The sequence below is a fragment of the Snodgrassella alvi wkB2 genome (genome assembly GCF_000600005.1).
Taxonomy (GTDB): Bacteria; Pseudomonadota; Gammaproteobacteria; order Burkholderiales; family Neisseriaceae; genus Snodgrassella; species Snodgrassella alvi.
Window position 1 is genome coordinate 750,761 of the sequence record NZ_CP007446.1, and the last position, 20,328, is coordinate 771,088.

General features: G+C 43.2%; 17 protein-coding genes. 10 read left to right on the plus strand and 7 right to left on the minus strand.

What is annotated here, in order from left to right; translation table 11 throughout:
* Positions 1-378: 378 nt before the first annotated feature.
* From SALWKB2_RS03525 to SALWKB2_RS03535, 3 genes are all read left to right on the plus strand, one after another.
* A complete protein-coding gene (locus tag SALWKB2_RS03525) occupies positions 379-1,329 on the plus strand; it encodes a D-alanyl-D-alanine carboxypeptidase family protein (RefSeq protein ID WP_025330307.1) in 951 nt (316 codons plus the stop codon).
* Between the two features lie 469 nt (positions 1,330-1,798).
* Entirely contained in the window at positions 1,799-2,551 is a 753-nt protein-coding gene (locus SALWKB2_RS03530) for an SDR family oxidoreductase (protein WP_025330308.1), read from the plus strand.
* Positions 2,552-2,561: 10 nt separating this feature from the next.
* Positions 2,562-3,071: a Fur family transcriptional regulator gene (locus SALWKB2_RS03535; protein WP_025330309.1), complete on the plus strand. Its 510-nt coding sequence runs from the start codon at positions 2,562-2,564 to the stop codon at positions 3,069-3,071.
* 322 nt (positions 3,072-3,393) lie between these two features.
* Here SALWKB2_RS03535 and SALWKB2_RS12290 read toward each other — a convergent pair whose 3' ends face one another.
* Both SALWKB2_RS12290 and SALWKB2_RS12490 read right to left on the minus strand, forming a co-directional pair.
* On the minus strand, positions 3,394-3,630 hold the full coding sequence (locus SALWKB2_RS12290) for a hypothetical protein (protein WP_025330310.1): 237 nt from the start codon (positions 3,628-3,630) through the stop codon (positions 3,394-3,396).
* A gap of 11 nt (positions 3,631-3,641) precedes the next feature.
* Positions 3,642-3,833, minus strand: coding sequence for a hypothetical protein (locus SALWKB2_RS12490; RefSeq protein ID WP_009873362.1), 192 nt, complete (start codon positions 3,831-3,833; stop codon positions 3,642-3,644).
* Positions 3,834-3,895: 62 nt separating this feature from the next.
* Here SALWKB2_RS12490 and SALWKB2_RS12695 point away from each other — a divergent pair, with 62 nt between their 5' ends.
* On the plus strand, positions 3,896-4,024 hold the full coding sequence (locus tag SALWKB2_RS12695) for a type VI secretion protein (protein WP_001260374.1): 129 nt from the start codon (positions 3,896-3,898) through the stop codon (positions 4,022-4,024).
* 55 nt (positions 4,025-4,079) lie between these two features.
* Here the strand turns inward: SALWKB2_RS12695 and tet(C) are convergent, their stop codons facing one another.
* Positions 4,080-5,270 carry a tetracycline efflux MFS transporter Tet(C) gene (gene tet(C), locus SALWKB2_RS03550; RefSeq protein WP_000841446.1) on the minus strand — a complete coding sequence of 397 codons (1,191 nt, stop codon included), beginning with the start codon at positions 5,268-5,270 and terminating at the stop codon, positions 4,080-4,082.
* Positions 5,271-5,362: 92 nt separating this feature from the next.
* On the opposite strand from tet(C), the gene tetR(C) reads away from it, so the two are divergent.
* Positions 5,363-5,998 carry a tetracycline resistance transcriptional repressor TetR(C) gene (gene tetR(C), locus SALWKB2_RS03555; RefSeq protein ID WP_009873364.1) on the plus strand — a complete coding sequence of 212 codons (636 nt, stop codon included), beginning with the start codon at positions 5,363-5,365 and terminating at the stop codon, positions 5,996-5,998.
* Between the two features lie 22 nt (positions 5,999-6,020).
* On the opposite strand, the gene tnpA is transcribed toward tetR(C), so the two are convergent.
* On the minus strand, positions 6,021-6,476 hold the full coding sequence (gene tnpA, locus SALWKB2_RS11590) for an IS200/IS605 family transposase (protein ID WP_009873365.1): 456 nt from the start codon (positions 6,474-6,476) through the stop codon (positions 6,021-6,023).
* 76 nt (positions 6,477-6,552) lie between these two features.
* Here tnpA and SALWKB2_RS03565 point away from each other — a divergent pair, with 76 nt between their 5' ends.
* From SALWKB2_RS03565 to SALWKB2_RS03585, 5 genes are all read left to right on the plus strand, one after another.
* Entirely contained in the window at positions 6,553-7,857 is a 1,305-nt protein-coding gene (locus SALWKB2_RS03565) for an RNA-guided endonuclease InsQ/TnpB family protein (protein WP_025330311.1), read from the plus strand.
* A 238-nt stretch (positions 7,858-8,095) separates the two neighbouring features.
* Positions 8,096-9,220, plus strand: a complete 1,125-nt coding sequence (locus SALWKB2_RS03570) for a sterol desaturase family protein (RefSeq protein ID WP_025330312.1) — start codon at positions 8,096-8,098, stop codon at positions 9,218-9,220.
* 19 nt (positions 9,221-9,239) lie between these two features.
* Positions 9,240-10,340 carry a fatty acid desaturase family protein gene (locus tag SALWKB2_RS03575; protein WP_025330313.1) on the plus strand — a complete coding sequence of 367 codons (1,101 nt, stop codon included), beginning with the start codon at positions 9,240-9,242 and terminating at the stop codon, positions 10,338-10,340.
* A gap of 168 nt (positions 10,341-10,508) precedes the next feature.
* A complete protein-coding gene (locus SALWKB2_RS03580; protein WP_025330314.1) occupies positions 10,509-11,312 on the plus strand; it encodes a carbon-nitrogen hydrolase family protein in 804 nt (267 codons plus the stop codon).
* A gap of 197 nt (positions 11,313-11,509) precedes the next feature.
* On the plus strand, positions 11,510-12,871 hold the full coding sequence (locus SALWKB2_RS03585) for a sodium-dependent transporter (RefSeq protein ID WP_038648737.1): 1,362 nt from the start codon (positions 11,510-11,512) through the stop codon (positions 12,869-12,871).
* Positions 12,872-13,132: 261 nt separating this feature from the next.
* On the opposite strand, the gene SALWKB2_RS03590 is transcribed toward SALWKB2_RS03585, so the two are convergent.
* From SALWKB2_RS03590 to SALWKB2_RS03600, 3 genes are all read right to left on the minus strand, one after another.
* Complete coding sequence (locus SALWKB2_RS03590; RefSeq protein ID WP_025330316.1) at positions 13,133-13,975, minus strand: class II glutamine amidotransferase; 843 nt, start codon at positions 13,973-13,975, stop codon at positions 13,133-13,135.
* Between the two features lie 171 nt (positions 13,976-14,146).
* Positions 14,147-18,934, minus strand: a complete 4,788-nt coding sequence (locus SALWKB2_RS12625; RefSeq protein WP_269146748.1) for a calcium-binding protein — start codon at positions 18,932-18,934, stop codon at positions 14,147-14,149.
* A 54-nt stretch (positions 18,935-18,988) separates the two neighbouring features.
* Positions 18,989-19,879, minus strand: coding sequence for a hypothetical protein (locus SALWKB2_RS03600; protein ID WP_025330318.1), 891 nt, complete (start codon positions 19,877-19,879; stop codon positions 18,989-18,991).
* Positions 19,880-20,328: the final 449 nt, after the last annotated feature.

The following is a 20,328-nucleotide window of genomic DNA, read 5'->3' on the forward strand; positions in this document are numbered from 1 at the left end:
TTGAATGCCGGACCAAATACATAAGTGATATCGTATCGGATTCAGCCAAAAAACGAGTATATAGTTTTATCAGGCTGATATCAAACTGAATGCTAGTGTGGTTTTAATCACTGAAGAAATCAGTTTGATAATGAAAATCTGATTAAAATATCGTTTATAAACACCTTTTTTAGCCAAATATAATAAGAAAATACCGGCCGTAAGCAAATTTGTCTTATAATTAGATTGAGAAACAATATTTTTATTGAATAATTGGACGTTAAAAACTTCTTTCAAACACAGATAATAATTATGTCTGTGTCTCTATTGCGTCCAGTATGAAGTAGTATTCTCTTAAGAAATAAATTACCCTGATTCAGGGTCAAAAAGGAAGTTATCATGTCATGTTTATCACGTCTGCGTCGCTGGCAGTGGGTAAGCCTGTTAAGCAGCAGTCTGTTTTTTGCAGTACCTGCTGTGGCCGGAGATATAGATGTTCTTGGTCAGTTTATCGAACAAAAGCAGGCAGGTGGTCAGTCTGACACGCTCAGTACATTTATCAGCAACCATCCTGACGCCAGTCTAGAAACCCGTGCACAGGTTGCCGGTCCTTTATTGAGCTCACAATCGGCACTGATTATGAATAATCAGACCGGTGAAATTCTTTACCAAAAAAATATCAATCAGGTACGTTCAATTGCATCCATTTCTAAGCTGGTTTCAGCAATGGTAGTGCTGGATGCCAATCAGAACATGAATGATCAGATTACCATCACAGATGCCGAAATTGACCGGCTGAAAAACTCAACCAGTCGTCTGTCTGTTGGTACAGTAATGACCCGGCGTGAGCTGTTGCATATTGGTTTAATGAGTAGTGAAAACCGGGCAATCCATGCTCTGGCACGTACTTATCCGGGTGGTATGCCGGCATTTGTAGAAGCCATGAATAATAAGGCAGCTGAGCTGGGAATGACTAATTCACGTTTTTACGAACCAACCGGGCTTGATCCGCGCAATCAGTCCACTGCACGGGATTTGGCTTTGCTGGTGCGTGGTGCCAGTCAGTATCCGCTTATCAGACAATATTCAACTGACAATTCCGGTTCGGTATACACCAGTAATGGCAGAGTAGAGCAATATCACAACTCCAATGCGCTGGTACGCGAAGGTTTATGGCCTATCGCGCTGCAAAAAACCGGATATATTCGTGAAGCAGGTCGGTCTATGGTGCTGCTGACCAGTGTTCAGAACCAGCCGGTAACCATTGTTTTACTGAACTCTCCCAGTTCAACAACCCGCGTAAGCGATGCCCGCGCTTTACGTTCATGGGCGATGCAGCAATCCTTATAAACCATATATCTGTTATCAAAGAGCCCCGTTAGCAATAACGGGGTTTTTTATCAATAAATCAATCCGTTTATATCGTAATGTAACTATCAAAGCAGTTAATTAACATGATAGAAAGCCAGACATAACGAATTAACATCAGCAACTGAAAGTAATTTAACAGATATGATTAATAGCGTTTTATAAATGAGTCAGTTGATTCGTCTGCATCTTTTGTTTGTAAAATAATGGGCAAGGCATAGTTTCCGAGAATAGTACTGAGTAAAAAGCTTAATCATCAGTGTAAAATATTGGTTCTGAGACTGATAAATATTCCTGAGGGATGAATGAATGGATGTCACCGGTTGATAAACAAGACTCGGTCGTAGCAAAATAGAAATGTAATACCATAATATTGGAAATCGAATAAATATTGACTTATCTCATAAGGGACAAATAGAGGTGTTATCTTTAAACAGAGAAAGATACTGACATGGCAATATTAATTACAGGTGCTTCTGTAGGATTTGGCGCAGAAATGTGTCGTGTGCTGGTTCATGCCGGTTACCATGTTATTGGTGCCGCACGGCGGTTGGATAAGCTGCAAGATTTACAGACAGAACTGGGTGCACAGTTTTTACCATTACAAATGGATGTAGCCGATAAAAGCAGTGTAGATAATGCATTAGCCTCCTTACAGAGTACTTGGGCGGATATTGATTTACTTGTGAACAATGCCGGGCTGGCGCTGGGCATGGAGCCGGCTCAGGAAGCAAACTTTGCTGACTGGGAAACCATGATTCATACCAATGTTCTGGGTTTAACTTATGTCACCCGGCAAATATTGCCACGTATGGTAGCGAAAAATAGCGGCTATATCATTAATCTGGGATCTACTGCCGGATCATGGCCATATAAAGGCGGTAATGTTTACGGTGCTACCAAAGCTTTTGTACGCCAGTTCAGCCTGAATTTGCGTACTGATCTGGCCGGTACCCGCATACGAGTCACCAATATTGCCCCCGGTTTATGCGGTGATACTGAATTTTCCAATGTACGCTTTCGCGGAGATGATAAACAGGCTGCTGCCGTATATGAAAATATCAGCTATCTGCAACCGGCAGATATTGCCAACACCGTATTATGGCTGTATCAGACTCCGGCACATATGAATGTTAACCATATTGAAATTATGCCGGTATCACAAACCTTCGCCGGTCTGAGTGTAACCCGTGATTTGGCTTGAGGTTTGAGTCATGACGGATAAACTTGCATGGTCGACAAGAACCACTGAGAAAACGCGTATATTGGCTCAATGTGAAGCACAAGGTGTAACCATTACTCAGTTGCGCGCACAGGTTTTGGATATCGTGCTGAGCATGAGCGGAGTGATTAAAGCTTATCAGGTTTTGGCTCATATGCAGCAAAGTAGTCACAACACAATTGCCCCACCGACAGCGTACAGAGCGCTGGATTTTTGGACCGAGCAAGGTATTTTGCACAAAATTCCGGCGATTAATGGCTATATATTATGTCGGCATGCTCAGCATGATTGTGGTGAACAATGCCAGCCGGATCATATTCATCACAGTGATTTTGTGCTGGTATGTAATCAGTGCGGGGCTGTGGATGAACAAAGTATGAGCCCGGAATGGTTAGCTTTACGACAGAGGGTAGCTGATAGCGGATTTATACTTAATGACGAACATATTGTTTTGACTGGTATGTGTAGTCAGTGTCGTACTCAAAATGAAAACTTTAAATAAGTTATTCAGTCAGTTTTGGATTCTTAAATCGGTTGAAACTATTCCTTTATCTTTTATGCATAAGAAACGCCGAATTATTCGTGAAAAAATAGTTAATTAAACAACATTATTACCTATACATTCTCAAAGAACTAAGTGAAATTACCTATCCGGATGGCGTTTTATAATGTTGAATGAAAACTATATGCACTAAATTTTGTTGTTATAGCAAATATCCTACTAACGGAATAAATTGTGCCCAAACAGTAATAAAGAAAAACAAATATAGATTACATTAGATTGTTGCGTCTGACATTATTTCCATTATTTATTGTATGACATGTTATCCTGTAATAATTAAATAGGATTGGTAGGTGTTCCACAGGGTAGCCAGCAGCATCCTGCGATGCAGATCCGGAACATAATGGTGCAGGGCGCTGACTTCCGGTGCCAGCAGATATTTTGGCAGTTTGCCTTGGATCAGAGCCATCTGACGCAGGGCTAGTGCAGCCGGATAGTCAATAGCTACCGGCAGCGGTGCGGACTGTTGTAACTCAGAATAAGAAATGAGGCCGCTCATGGCGTTGACTCTCAGTCATAGTATCGTGGTATCACCGGTTGGTTCCACTCTCTGTTGCGGGCAACTTCAGCAGCACGTAGGGGACTTCCGCGTTTCCAGACTTTACGAAACACGGAAACCGAAGACCATTCATGTTGTTGCTCAGGTCGCAGACGTTTTGCAGCAGCAGTCGCTTCACGTTCGCTCGCGTATCGGTGATTCATTCTGCTAACCAGTAAGGCAACCCCGCCAGCCTAGCCGGGTCCTCAACGACAGGAGCACGATCATGCGCACCCGTGGCCAGGACCCAACGCTGCCCGAGATGCGCCGCGTGCGGCTGCTGGAGATGGCGGACGCGATGGATATGTTCTGCCAAGGGTTGGTTTGCGCATTCACAGTTCTCCGCAAGAATTGATTGGCTCCAATTCTTGGAGTGGTGAATCCGTTAGCGAGGTGCCGCCGGCTTCCATTCAGGTCGAGGTGGCCCGGCTCCATGCACCGCGACGCAACGCGGGGAGGCAGACAAGGTATAGGGCGGCGCCTACAATCCATGCCAACCCGTTCCATGTGCTCGCCGAGGCGGCATAAATCGCCGTGAAGATCAGCGGTCCAATGATCGAAGTTAGGCTGGTAAGAGCCGCGAGCGATCCTTGAAGCTGTCCCTGATGGTCGTCATCTACCTGCCTGGACAGCATGGCCTGCAACGCGGGCATCCCGATGCCGCCGGAAGCGAGAAGAATCATAATGGGGAAGGCCATCCAGCCTCGCGTCGCGAACGCCAGCAAGACGTAGCCCAGCGCGTCGGCCGCCATGCCGGCGATAATGGCCTGCTTCTCGCCGAAACGTTTGGTGGCGGGACCAGTGACGAAGGCTTGAGCGAGGGCGTGCAAGATTCCGAATACCGCAAGCGACAGGCCGATCATCGTCGCGCTCCAGCGAAAGCGGTCCTCGCCGAAAATGACCCAGAGCGCTGCCGGCACCTGTCCTACGAGTTGCATGATAAAGAAGACAGTCATAAGTGCGGCGACGATAGTCATGCCCCGCGCCCACCGGAAGGAGCTGACTGGGTTGAAGGCTCTCAAGGGCATCGGTCGACGCTCTCCCTTATGCGACTCCTGCATTAGGAAGCAGCCCAGTAGTAGGTTGAGGCCGTTGAGCACCGCCGCCGCAAGGAATGGTGCATGCAAGGAGATGGCGCCCAACAGTCCCCCGGCCACGGGGCCTGCCACCATACCCACGCCGAAACAAGCGCTCATGAGCCCGAAGTGGCGAGCCCGATCTTCCCCATCGGTGATGTCGGCGATATAGGCGCCAGCAACCGCACCTGTGGCGCCGGTGATGCCGGCCACGATGCGTCCGGCGTAGAGGATCCACAGGACGGGTGTGGTCGCCATGATCGCGTAGTCGATAGTGGCTCCAAGTAGCGAAGCGAGCAGGACTGGGCGGCGGCCAAAGCGGTCGGACAGTGCTCCGAGAACGGGTGCGCATAGAAATTGCATCAACGCATATAGCGCTAGCAGCACGCCATAGTGACTGGCGATGCTGTCGGAATGGACGATATCCCGCAAGAGGCCCGGCAGTACCGGCATAACCAAGCCTATGCCTACAGCATCCAGGGTGACGGTGCCGAGGATGACGATGAGCGCATTGTTAGATTTCATACACGGTGCCTGACTGCGTTAGCAATTTAACTGTGATAAACTACCGCATTAAAGCTTATCGATGATAAGCTGTCAAGCATGAGAATTCGCGAATGAACAAGCTCCAACGCGAGGCCGTGATCCGAACCGCGCTCGAACTGCTTAACGACGTGGGCATGGAAGGTCTAACGACGCGCCGACTGGCTGAGCGCCTCGGGGTGCAACAGCCAGCGCTCTACTGGCATTTCAAGAACAAGCGTGCGTTGCTCGACGCACTTGCCGAAGCCATGCTGACGATAAATCACACGCATTCGACGCCAAGGGATGACGACGACTGGCGTTCGTTCCTGAAGGGCAATGCATGCAGTTTTCGACGGGCGTTGCTCGCTTATCGCGATGGCGCGCGTATTCATGCCGGGACGCGGCCAGCCGCGCCGCAGATGGAAAAAGCCGACGCGCAGCTTCGCTTCCTTTGCGATGCTGGCTTTTCGGCAGGTGACGCGACCTATGCGTTGATGGCAATCAGCTACTTCACCGTCGGCGCTGTTCTTGAGCAGCAAGCTAGCGAGGCAGACGCCGAGGAGCGGGGCGAAGATCAGTTGACCACCTCAGCGTCTACGATGCCGGCGCGCCTACAGAGCGCGATGAAAATCGTCTACGAAGGCGGTCCGGACGCGGCATTCGAGCGAGGCCTGGCTCTCATCATCGGCGGTCTTGAACGGAGTGCTTGCGCAATCTCGCTCCTTTAGGGGCGAGTCAAGCAAGTGGTTTCTACTCTTTTCTTTGCTTCAACGCTTGTGATGTCTTCATGGCTTTTTCGCTGGGCGGTTCGTTCTGGTTGTTGATGTACTCCCGAACAACATCGAGGGCAACCCCTCCGCAAGAAACCACACAGTAGCTTGGCGACCAGAAATGGTTGCCCCAAAGCATTGTTTTTACCCTGTCCCAATACTCTCGCCGGATCATGTAAGACGATTTACCTTTTAACTTGCTGACTAAATTTGAGATTGCCAATTTTGGATGTACGGACACCATCATATGGATGTGATCGTCCTCTCCACCAAACTCCAGTAGCTCACAATCCATCTGCTCACAAGTCTCTTTCATTATTGCCTCAGTCCGTTCAAGCATTTCTTTGGTAAAAACACCACGACGATACTTTGTAACAAAGACTAGATGAACGTTGTTTTTAAAAATGCAGCTTCTACCTGTTCTCCAATCGTACATTATAACCACATGCTAGATTGACAAAGTTTAAGTAAGTGTAATAATTTCAGGTGTAAATAGCAAATAAACGGACATCATGTTAACTGGCATCAAGCTACGCGCTAACCCGACATCTCACCAAAAACTGATCTTGAGTCAGTGGATGGGGTGCGCTCGTAGTATCTGGAATGCCAAGGTAGAAGAAGAGCGTTATTACCGAACCTATGCCCGTAAATATTGCACCATCGGAACTTACGCGCCCATCGACCAGACCACTTCACAATTCAAATCCAAAGAGCTTTCTCCGTGGCTAAGTGAATGCCCTAGTCAAATCTTGCGTAATAGCGCGGTTAACTGGTATCAAACTTATCAGAAATTCATGAGCGGGAAATGCGGCAGGCCAAAGCGAAAACCTAAAACGGACAAAGGAAGCATTTATCTTACCCGTGAAGTGTTCCGTTTCGACCATTGCGATGACGGCAACGTGCGCCTGTTTATTGGGACAAAGACCAACAATATCGGTTATCTGTCCTTTAAGGCACATGGCAAATTTGAGATCCCAAACTCGCTTTATGTGAGAAAAGAGCGCGGCCACTATTATGTGTCATTCTGCTATGAGCAAGGACAGCCTGATCGCAAACTAAGTACCAATGAAGAGCACTTAGCTTTTCTGCAAGGGGCGACCAGAGAATATCTGGAAGAGCACACCATGGGTGTTGACCGAGGCGTGGCGATCCCCGTTTGTGCTGGCGAACAAACCTATGATTTCACCCATAGCCAGAAAAAGAACATGAGCAAAGCAGACCGCTATATCAAGCGATTGCAGCGCAAACTGGCAAGGCAGCAAAAAGGCTCTAACCGCAGAGCCAAGACCAAGCATCGAATTGCGGTTCATCATGCTAAAAAGGCTAACATACGAAATGATTTTGCGCATAAGACCAGTCGGTTATTGGTTGATAGCAGCGCCAAAATCATTGTGTTTGAGGCGTTACGAACCGCAAGGATGACGAGAAGGCCGAAAGCAAAACAGGATGAACAAGGTCGATTCATATCAAATAAAGCCAAGCAGAAAGCAGGACTGAATAAGTCTATTCTTAATGTGGGCTGGCATGTGATCGAGACTTACACCTACTACAAGGCTTATTCATCCAGCAAAGCGGTATTTAAAATACCCGCACCAACAACCAGTCAGGAGTGCGCAAAATGCGGTCACACTCATCCCGACAATCGCAAAACACAAGCCCTGTTTGTTTGCGGTAATTGTGGAAATACTGACAATGCAGATCACAATGCATCACTGGTTATCAAGAAGCGGGCAATTAACTTAATTTTGGACACTGGAACGGTGTTATCTGGCAAAGCGATATTGTCATATCCGATTATAAGCCAGCATTTAAAATAAATGTTAAATCAAGTTTTTTTATGATAAATAAAATTAGAAAATTTGATCTAGAGTAAAGTATCTAATTTTAATATCTGTATTATGAAGTCTGTCTTTGAACTTTTAGAATTTAATTCTTAAAAGATTATAACTATTATTTGATCTGATTCTAAGCAATCGCTGAACTACGGTAGCTAACAGGGAATATAGATTAATAAATAACAGTCAATATTTTACCAATTAAGTTATTGGAAGCAGAATGAATACATTGACATTTCCTATTATCTTTATGCTGGTTTGTATCTATATTGAAGCAATATTATTGAAATGGATTAAAAAGCAGAATATTAATTGGCTTGATATTATCTTCAATTTAAATTCTGGGCATATTGTTTTGTGGTTATTCAGAGGCCTGGAAATTTTATGTTATGCCTATGTTTATCAAAATTGTAGTTTAAATTTATTTTCTTCAACCCCAGTCTTTTATATATGGATATTTGCCGTCTTTGCCTGGGATTTTTGTTTTTACTGGCAGCATCGTTTATTACATACTTATCGTTTGTTATATGCTGTTCATTTAATTCATCATCAGGGTGAAAATTTTAATCTATCCTTGGCGGTCAGAAATTCCTGGTACTCTTCTTTACTGTCTGCTGTGTTTAATGTTGGTTTAGCTTTTCTTGGATTACCTACCGAAATCTTCTTAGCAGTTTCTATGATACATTATTCTATCCAGTTTTTTAATCATAATGATTTCACACCCCGACTAGGCTTTTTAGAGAAAATTTTTGTCACGCCCAATCATCATCGTGTGCATCATATTAATGACAGATATTATTCTAATCGCAATTTTGGTGGTTCATTTATTATATGGGATAAGTTATTTGGTAGCTATGCGGAAATGCCGGAAGGTACGGTTAATTATGGTTCTCCGGGTGTGAAAACATTTAATCCATTATTGGCCAGTAATTTTCCATTTATGCAAATATTTAAAATTCGTTTTCAACCTTCTTCGTTTCCTAACAAATTTGTTATTTCAAATTTACTCATGACTTTAGGTTCAACAGCATTGTTTATTTTAGCTATTAGTTATATCTATACATATGGGTACGGTTTGAACGATATTAGTTTAACTCAATATATATTATTTGCTTATCTGGCTGGTGGAACAATTTTTCTGGGCGCGATGTCCGAAGGTCGCCCGTGGGGAATAATAGGCTGGATAATATTAACTTTAACTATGCCTTTGTTATTTTTGTATGGATTTCAATGGCATCAGACCTACTGGCAAATTACTATGGCACTGCTGAGCATACATGGCATCATTATTTTCATTAACTGGATAAGAGTGTATCGAAAATCTTTGCCTGTAATCGAACCCTAAAGCCGAGTACGGATAAAATATGAGATCTGAATTAAGAGAACTTGAATACAATTCGCAACAGGATAAAAGTTTAAAAAAAGCTCTTAATGATGCTTTGCAAGAATATCTGACTACACATCAAGATCATCGCTATGCTGACAGGGGTATGAAGTTCAAGTTGGCAATACTTTGTCTGTTTTGTGCTGCAAGCTATATTACGGCATTACATCAAAGCTCAGTAATTTGGTTTTCATTATTTTATTTTTGCTATATTACCTTTGCGCTGCTGCTGGCTATTAATGTAGTACATGATGCTTCGCATAATGTTTTTTTCCGTTCCGGACGAGCAAATAAATGGTTAAATTGTCTTATTACCATTCCCCTGGGTATTGATCCAGACTGTTGGCGTGTTCGTCATGTTATTCAACATCATCCTTACACTAATGTTGAATACTACGATTTAGATATTGATTATAACGGAGTGCTGCGACAGACTCCGTTTCAGGTACATTATTGGTTTATGCGCTATCAGCATTATTATTGGCCAATAGTAGCAGCAATGACATTTCCGGCAATTGTCTGGTGTTTTGACTGGCAGGACAGATTAGGTCTTAAGTTCAATGTTAAAAAATTTACTAGCCAGGGCTGGAATGGATGGATGGTATTTTTACTAGCTAAATGGGTACATATTTTACTGGCGTTCATTTTGCCGGCTTGGGTATGTCCACAATTCAATTTTAGCTGGATTGTATTGGTTTATTGTTTAAGTCAAATGTGTTCTTCTTTGATATTTGTCATATTGATTTTAGGTAGCCATTGGGCTAAAGCTACTTTCTATCAGGCGCCGGAAAATGGACATTTTATGCATGGACGTTTGCAGCATGCTTTTAACACAACGCTCAATTGGCATCTAAAATATGGCTGGCTTGAATATTGGCTGGGCGGATTGAATTTGCACTTAACCCATCATTTATATCCCGGTGTTAGCCACCGGCATTATCATAAGCTGACTCCTATTGTGGCGGATATAGCACAGCAATTCAATATTTCGTATCAGGCTTTATCTTTAATCGGTCTGTTTAAATCCCAACAGGAATTTCTGAAGAAAATGGGAAGCAATTATCGAGAAAATCAGTCGTAATATTTGCTGTTATCCGTGCTAATCAAAGTAAAATAAATCCGCATCTGCCAACGCTTACAAAATTAAGACCAAAATTCAGATAATCTTGTTGAAAAGAGAATAATTTGCCAGACGGCTATGTTACGGTTATAAAGAGCATAGATGAGGATAAAAATTCGGGAGTAACTGATGCAGAATGTAAAAGTAGCTATAGTGCAAATGGTATCTGGTACTCAGGTAGCAGAGAATGTGTGCACAATGCAACGACTGGTGCAACAGGCAGCTGCTGAGGGTGCGGAGTGGGTAGTATTACCTGAATACTGGCCGATAATGGGTAAAGACGAAACAGATAAAGTAGCTATAGCTGAGGTTTTTGGAGATGGGCAATTGCAAACAGCTTTGAAAACTCTTGCTGCTGAACTGGGGATCATATTATTTGGTGGTACCATACCTTTACAAAGTACGGATAAAACCAAAATATTTAATACTATGCTAGTGTACGGGCGCTCAGGAGAATTGCTGGGTTTCTACCATAAAATGCATTTGTTTGGTTACACTGGTGCCAATGAGTGTTATGCAGAAGCCGATACAATACTGCGGGGCATGGATGTACCGGAGCTGAGAATTGATAATATCGCTGTGGCACAGGGTATTTGTTACGATTTACGTTTTCCTGAATTTTTCCGTGCCCAGCTTCCGTTTGAAGTACTGGTGTTACCGGCAGCATTTACTTATACCACGGGTAAAGCACACTGGAACACATTATTAACTGCCAGAGCAATTGAAAATCAGTGTTATGTGCTGGCGTCTGCACAGGGTGGGCAGCATCAGAATGGCCGCCGTACATATGGTCATAGTATGATTATTAATCCTTGGGGAGAAATCCTGGCTTCTTTGCCAGAAGGAGAGGGTGTTATTTGTGCAGAGCTGGATACCGAATTTCTGCAATCAGTACGTTCTAAGCTACCGGCACTACAGCATCGACTGTTGTAAATATGTTTTTTAAGTTAGTATTTTTTGAACCAGCCTGAATTTAATCCATACTTAAACCCATTATTTGGACATAATGTCTGAATAATGGGCTTAATGGTCTCAAAAACGGTACATTCACAATCATTTCTTGTCCAAAAATGCGATTCATGGCATGATTATTGATTAAAGTTTGAATTAAGAAGTAAGGGGCAGTAGCGATGAGTGGCGGAACAAAGAAAAAGTCGCATTCTCAGTGGAGCTCGCGGATGGGGTTTATGCTCGCCGCAGCAGGTTCAGCAGTTGGTTTAGGTAATATCTGGAAATTTCCCTATATGGCCGGTCAGATGGGCGGTTCTGCATTTGTGCTTACCTATCTGATTTGCATGTTTGTAATTGGTTTACCTATTCTGGTGGCTGAGTGGCTGATTGGCCGTCGCGGGCAGAAAAATCCGATTCATACCATGGAAGATGTAGCTGCTGATGAAGGGCAATCTAAATCATGGCGCTGGGTAGGTATTATCGGCGTACTTGGTTCATTCCTGATTCTTTCTTTTTACAGTGTTATTGGCGGGTGGGCTGCTGATTACATTTTTCTTGCCGGTACTGGTACTTTTAAAGGTTTAAATGGTGAGGGCACCGGTCAGGTCTTCCAGCAATTTCTTGGTAGTGTAAGCCATTTACTTACATGGCATACCGTCTTCATGTTTACTACCGCTTTGATTGTAGCCATGGGTGTTGGTGCCGGTTTGGAACGTTCTTGTAAAGTGATGATGCCGGGGCTGGGCCTATTACTGATTGGTCTGGTAGTTTATGCGGCTGTTGTCAGCGGACCTTCATTTGGCAAGGCTTTTGCTTTCCTATTTACTCCTAACTGGTCTGCTATTACCGGTAAGGCAGTACTGGCGGCATTGGGGCATGCATTTTTCAGCTTGTCTCTGGGCATGGGTATTATGATGGCTTACGGTTCCTATCTGGGTAAAGATGTGAATCTGATTTCTACAGCACGTACTGTAGTTATTCTGGACGTTATTGTTGCCATGTTATCTGGTATGGCCATTTTCCCGCTGGTATTTGCCAATGGTCTGCAACCGGGAGAAGGTCCGGGTCTGATTTTTGTTACCTTACCTATCGCTTTCGGCAATATGGCCGGTGGTACTATTATTGGTGTTGTATTCTTTATTTTCCTGACTTTCGCCGCCCTGACTTCCTCAATTTCATTGCTGGAGCCGACAGTTGAATTACTGGAAGAAAAAACCCATTTGGGACGTAAATCAGCGACTTTAGTAAGTAGTTTGGTAATCTGGGCATTGGGCATTGCCTGCCTGCTATCATTTAATGCATGGCAGGATATTACAATTTTCGGCAAAAATATTTTTGATTCTCTCGATTATCTGACCAGTAAGCTTATGCTACCGTTAACCGGTCTTGGTACGATTGTATTTGCCGGCTGGATGATGAATCAGGAAAGAATTCGTCAGGAACTGAATTTAGGTCCGGCTGTATTTGCTTGTTGGAAAGTGCTATGCCGCTATGTTATTCCGATAGCCGTAATAGCAATTCTGATTTATGGATTTATGTAATCAATATATAGTTAATATTCTCATATCTGAGTAAAAAAATCCCGGAACTATCCGGGATTTTCTTTTATGGATTCACTAATTACTATAGAAAATGCCTGAAAGCAGATATAGATATTTAATGAATATCTGGATTTGCATCAAATATCTGCAATTGTTACTATACTTTAATCTGATTTCAATCCATTCTGGATAAATAACATAAGATAGTTCAGTTTATAACAGATTTTCTGAAATCTTAGTTTCTTAGTTCAATTTAACCTGTTACATGCTAACGCCGGCTTTGCGCGCGATGGCCAGACCATCTTCTACACTCATATATTGAGCCGGCTGGATACAATCGCGCAAAACAATTTCTCCCTGGCTGAACATCACCAGTTCATTAACCGCCAGTTGTTGCCACTGCTCATTACAGGTAAGCGGTAATGTGGCAATTACGGCTACACGATCATGTGGCGTAGTAACCGCGGAAAAATCAATAGCCACGTCTTCATCTGCCAGAACAGCCTTACCAAAAGGTGCTTGCCGGATAATATAAAAAAGCAGGGTGCTGGCATGGGCAATTAACCAGTCACCATTCGAAAGCATATAATTAAATAAACCATACTGACGCAGCTCAGCAGTAATTTCTGCTATAGCATTAAATAAAATTTCTCGCGAAGGCTTGTGACGAAAGCGCTGGCGTAGCTGCTCAAGAAGATAGCAGAAGGCTTGTTCTGAATCCGTAGTACCTACCGGGTTGAAATATTCACCTTCAGAAGGATTAAAACGGCGCAAATTGCCATTATGTGCAAACACCCAGTATTCTCCCCATAACTCGCGTACAAACGGATGTGTATTTACTAAGTGCACTTGTCCCTGAGTAGCTTTGCGAATATGGGCTATTACATTTTCCGATTTGATTTTATATTGCTGCACCAAATCCGCTACAGGTGAGCTGGCACAAGGCTTATCATCCTGAAGTAGACGCACTCCGTGCCCCTCGAAAAAAGCAATGCCGAAACCATCTGCATGGCTGTCAGTCAGACCTCCCCGCAAACGAAAACCTTCAAAAGAAAAGACAATATCAGTAGGGGTATTGCAATCCATGCCTAACAACTGGCACATTTATTATTTCTCCATAAATAAATTAATAATTTAATATTTGCTGTTTCATCAAGTAAAGATTATACATCCTGATTATAGTAATCAATAACTGATGCCAATATTTACCTGTAAAAAAAGCCTGTAACTGCTGTTACAGGCATAAATTCAAATTAACAGAACAGAAACTTGCTTTTATACAGCCGAAACACTCAAATAATTATCAGCAGTACCTAAAAGTTTATCCTGTGGCGGTGATATTGCCATGCTGCTATCAGCAAGTCCTGAACTCATAGCCACCATTGCCTGCTTGAGTAACATCGCATCAGCGTAATTAAAACCGGAATTGATAATTTCATTGGCATAGTTATCCGGTGCCGCATTCTTTACAGGAATTCTGGCAAGGCCTGCGGCATAATTGCCTGAATCTTCATGCAGACTATTGTCAGCAGAATGGAACAGGTGATTACTGAGAGCCGAATCTTTTTCAAACTGCGGAATAAGGGGCATATCAACAGGTTTTCGCTTTGTAAGCAGGCTTAATAAAGTTTGCCCATGCTTACCATCTTCGGTAAATATAATATTGCCTAAATCAGAATCTTTGCCCCGGTTTTTCAAATTATAGCCGAGCAGATAAATAGTATCGCCTTTAACCCCGTTTTTAATCACTATTCCGTCTTTATAAGCACTGAAAGTAAGCGATTTTATCTGATCAACCTTAATATAAGACAATCCATTATGGTCTTCAATTGTAGTGATGCCGTCGCCGTTTTTAATTACATACATATCATCACCCATACCGCCATTTAGATAGTCATTGCCTTTACCACCGTTAAGCAAATCATTACCGGCTCCGCCATATAAATTATCATCGCCCAGGCCTCCATACAGCTGATCATTGCCATCATCACCCTGTAAATTATCATTGCCGCTGCCGCCACTGATAAAATCGTTTCCATCTCCTCCGAAGATAACGTCATTACCACTGGTTTTTGCATTATCGCTATTTACAAGTTCTTCACTGTCGCCATAAATAATATCATTACCATCACCACCATAAATCACATCATCACCACCACTGCCAATCAGCCGGTCGTTACCGATACCTCCATCAATGTAATCATTACCATAACCCCCATTAATATAATCGTCTCCTCCTTCACCATATAAAACATCATTTCCAGAAAAACTTTCTAATTCTTGCAAAACATCTCCATATATTCTGTCATTACCCTCTCCGCCGTATATAACATCATCGCCGGTATATTTAGAATTTTCGGTTGTAATTAAAATAGGATCACTAGAACCACCCGAACCAATTCCCCAACCAATAATATTATTGAAATCACCGATAATTATATCGTCGCCATTTCCACCATAAAGGTAATCATGACCACCGCCGCCGAATATAACATCATTTCCTTCGCCGCCATCAACTTCATCAGTACCATATCCGGCATCAATAATATCATTACCATTTCCGCCAAACAGATGATCATTACCGTTTATTGAACAGTCAGCATCGACAAAATTTTTATTCTCATCACCCCATATCTTATCATCGCCATCGCCCCCGAAAATCCAATCGTCTCCACCGCCGCCTATTAAACTATCATTGCCGGCGCCGCCATCAATATAGTCTGCACCCTGAATTTCTTTGTTATTCTCATCATCCCCGTAAATAACGTCATTGCCTTCATCGCCATAAAGCTCATCATTACCGTGGCCGCCATAAATTGTGTCATGATCAGCGCCGCCATGAATCACATCGTCTCCGTAGCCACCATACAGCTCATCATTACCGGCATCGCCCCAGATATGATCATTGCATGTTAATTGTGAAAAATTTCTATTCATATCATAAGAATCGCCATATATAATGTCTTCGTCATTACCGCCATAGAGAAAATCATCGCCACCACCACCTACAATAAAGTCTTTACCGGCACCGCCATAAATGGTGTCACTACCATGATATTGGCTATCAAGTATTTCTCTTGATGTCTTTCCACCATCATCGCCATAAATTTTGTCATCACCATCGCCGCCAATAATCACATCATTGCCGCCACCACCAATGATTTCATCATCACCTTCGCCGCCATCAATGTGATCATCTCCATGAGCCCTGCCAGCAAGAGAATTTAAGTGACCTAGTCTAACAAGACCATCGCCATATAAGATATCTTTGCCCTTGCCACCGACAATATAATCATTGCCACCCATACCAAAAACGACATCATCTCCTTCTTGCGTACTGCCCGGTGCTACCGAATCACCTTCGATATAATCATTCAGATTACCACCAACAATAAAGTCATTGCCCTCATCACCATATAGAAAATCTCCCCCATATGACATACCGTCCACAGCAGAGATGGGCTCATCAAAACAGTCGCTAATACCAGAGATAATCAAATAATTACCTCTTTCTACAAATATACCCCAGTTTGGGCCAGCATGAATCAGTTTTTTACCATAATCAGGCATCTTCCAGCGCTCATCCGGCTTCTCTCGTTGAGATATCGTTAAATGATTATTGGCAAAAATATAATCATCTCCGGCACCACCTCTGATGGTATCGGAGCCACCGCCGCCTGCGAGCAGATCCATGCCATCGCCACCCAGAATCACATCATCACCGGCCATGCCATCAATAGCATCGCCGCCGTCCAGCCCCGAAATTTCATCATCATTGGCTGTGCCGAAAATAACATCCTCAAAGCCGTTTTCTTGTTTACCATCGATAATACGGCCGTCGGCACTGCGCTTATCCCAATCATAGTGATAATGGCCTTTAAGAGACTCTAACTCTTCCTCAAAATGGCCTTCTACATGAATGATTTTCGTGCGCCAGTCGCCCAGAATTTTATTTTTTTCCTTAGGCGGGCGCATATTGGGTAAATTAATGCCGAGTTTATTTCCTTTAAGCTCATTCCATCCCTCAATAGTAAGAATATCTTTATTGTCTGTCAGGGACTGAATGCATAAATCACCGGTTTTATTCAGCCACACCTGCCATTTATTATCCTCTGACTGCCATACATTCAGCTCTTTCCCTATCCACTGATATGATGAAAAAATCTTATTGTCCAGATAGATATAGCCATTACCATCACTATCGATAATACGATCCTGCCCATCATCTGCATTGAAATAATAACGGTCTGTTCCCTCACCACCAGTCAATAAATCATTGCCGCTACCGCCAATCAACGTATCATTCCCGGCACCACCATATAAATAGTCATCGCCGGCGCCGCCATCGATAACATCATCACCGCGACCACCTATAATCACATCACCTAAACTACTGCCAGAATGAGTACCAGTGGCATTATCAGAAAGCATCAGCACCACATGGCCGGCTTGAGTTATCGCACCATTGGTCACCCAGCTTAGGCCGGTATTCGCATCACGAAAACGAATCACATCATCTTTACCAAAACCATATTTCGTCCGGATAGACTCAACCAGCTCTTTCTGTTGCCGCAGATGCATGGTTAGCTGCTGATTAATATCAATCTCGGGAGCCGGAGTAGGCGACAGCCCATTGAGCAGGGCACGTACATACTCATTGTGTTCTACTGCCTCAGCGTATTTCATCTCCTGAATGGCCCAGCAGCGGATTTTAATCCAGTCTTCACCTACATCATCCACACTTCTTTGCTGTGGCGTAAAATCCGGATTCAATACCACCACCGGATTCAACTGCAACAGCGCATGTAAATACTGCGATACCTTAGCTGTTTCTCCCTTATTGGTTAAATTCTGCAAAATACTCAGCACACTATCCGGCGTAGCATCAATATATTCCAGCTCATATTTGAATTCATACTCATCTGTTGCACCCGCTATCGGCCTGCGATGCCCAGCTTTAGGCTCAAAAACAAACCCCAATCCCTTATCCAGAAAGTTAATCTCATTAATGGAAGACAGTAGCGCGCTAGAACTATCGGCCAGATTTTCATTTAATACCGCGGCGATAATCCATTTAGTCATACTCGCGCCGCCCATCAATTGCCAGTTATTGGCCAGCCGCTTCTGCGTGGCAGCAGAAGTATTCTGATTGGCAAAAAACTTGCCGGTAAGTCTGTTTTCCGGCGTAGCATAATCCTTATACCAAGTATGAGTTGAACCATAAACAAGTATATTATCGCCAACCTTTTCCTTGGCAAAAGCAGTGAAAGCAGCCGCCATATCCGTATCTTTGCACCACTGCCGCGCCTGCTGCTGCTCAGCACTGGAAACGGCCACCTTTTTATAGCCAAGTACATTAGCCAACTTCTCCACATCGGTGCCTACTACAATATTAGCGATAGGAAAATTAATTGAATAAGCAGCATTCTTGATAATGTAGTCTATTGGCGCAACCTCACCGTTGGACTTATTAACGTAAATGTAGCCCTTCTGCGCATCCCGCATTACTCCGTATAACATCAGGCTTACCCATGAGCCTTTAAGCTTGGTTCCCTTAGTAGCCCGCATATGCTGCCACATATTTTCCACAACCTGCTTACCACCAATCACCTGACCATCGCTTCCGGTAGCCGAAGCATGATTCTGGATAATCGACATCGGTGTATACAGCGTCCAGTAGCCGATATCCAGCTTATTGTCTTTAAAAACTTTTGCATGAAAGTCTAACATTTCATCATAGGTAATATCTTCACCGCCTTTACCTTCATTTAGTTTTTTTTGCAGCATGGCTAGATAGCCCAGCGCCATATCGCGCCGTACACTGTCAACCCGCGCTTGGGGGAGCTTTTGTTTATGGTCTTTGGCCACCGCCTGCATAAACTGCAAAGCGCCATTGCCAGTAAGGGTATCAGCCGTGGCCACCCCAAATGCCCATTGAGCATAGTCATAGCCTTTTTTGGCCAGCGCCTGATACACTTCCCCAATAGCCGACAGCTCGCCGGTTTTGATTTGCTCGCTCCAAGTATCTATTTCTTTTTTAGTTAAGACCTGTGGTTGAGACATATTTTTACCTCTTTCATCAGTTGTTAACAATATAGACATAAATAGCAGGAATTTTTACATCTTTCCTGCCTGCTTCTTAATTAATGCGCCTTTATCCGTAACCACCCAGCTATCCAGTATGCCGGCTATATTTTTTTCGGTTTGCTGCCATTTTTCTAAATAAATCCGGTCATAGCTTATATCTACCACCACTGGCATACTGTCGATATAGAATTCGTGGGTGCAAGATTGAATTTCGCCTGTAAAATCACATTGAATATAGGTTTTAATATCACCTTGCGGATTTTTGGACATCAAAATATCCGGCCCGGCGATATTATCCTGCCACGGCTGATTGGTGCTGGGATCAATCCCATTATTGGCTTTGAAATAAGTTAAGCCATATATTTTTTGTGGTTGTTCAAAATAGTCAAAGTGCCAGACTTCTTTTTTAGCTTGCTGAGTGTCAGTAAACGCTTTATTAAAATTAAGTGGCTGATGTGGATCAACAATATTGTAAACAATGGTATAGCCCCATGGAAACGGCTTTCCCTGTGGAATCAAAGTTCTGTTATCACGCAGATAATCCTCTTCCGTCTGCTCCCTATAGCTCATCACCGCGCCATCTGTCAGCCGGTACTGAAAAGCAAAACTACTAATAGGCAATTGGTAAGTAATCGGCGGGCGCTGATACTTTTGTGCTTGTTTGCTGGTATCGAAATCGCCCGGGTCGCCGATATAGTGTACCCAGGTAAACACCACACCACCGGGGATACTTACCGGCTTGCCGCCCAGATTACCAATAGAATCATAGCGGCCAAATCTGTCCTGATGGCGTACTATAGGCGTCGGTTGCTGTTGCGGCGCCGCTTTATCGCCGGTTTGCTTAACATCATCACAACCAGCCAGCAGTAGCAGGCAACTTAAACAGATAAGCTTGAAATACAGTTTAAATATGCTCTTCATACAGATTTGTCCTCTATAGCTAATATAGAAATTATCACAGTTTTAACCTAAAGGAAATAATCAGTTATACAAAATTTAATCTATGTAATGAAATAGTAAGCTAAAAGCAATAATTATTTTACTTTAGATATATTGCGGCAGAAGTAAGTGGAATTTAATGGTGAAACAATACTATTAGGTTTAGTATAAATGGCAAAATTTATTTTAAGCCTAACTACTTTAATATTAGTACTGCTTATTATTCTATATGCTTATTCAGTATAATCATCATTAGTGTTTGGCGGTATTTATTGTGTTTTTCTATTATTACTTGATTGTCTGTTTTCGGTTTGTTCAAGTATGGGGGAAATTAATGCAAATAATAGCTATATATTATTTTTATAAAAGCTGTATGCTGGTCGAGAAATAAATTACGTTATTTTTTCCAAAGCCATATTTGATATTATTGG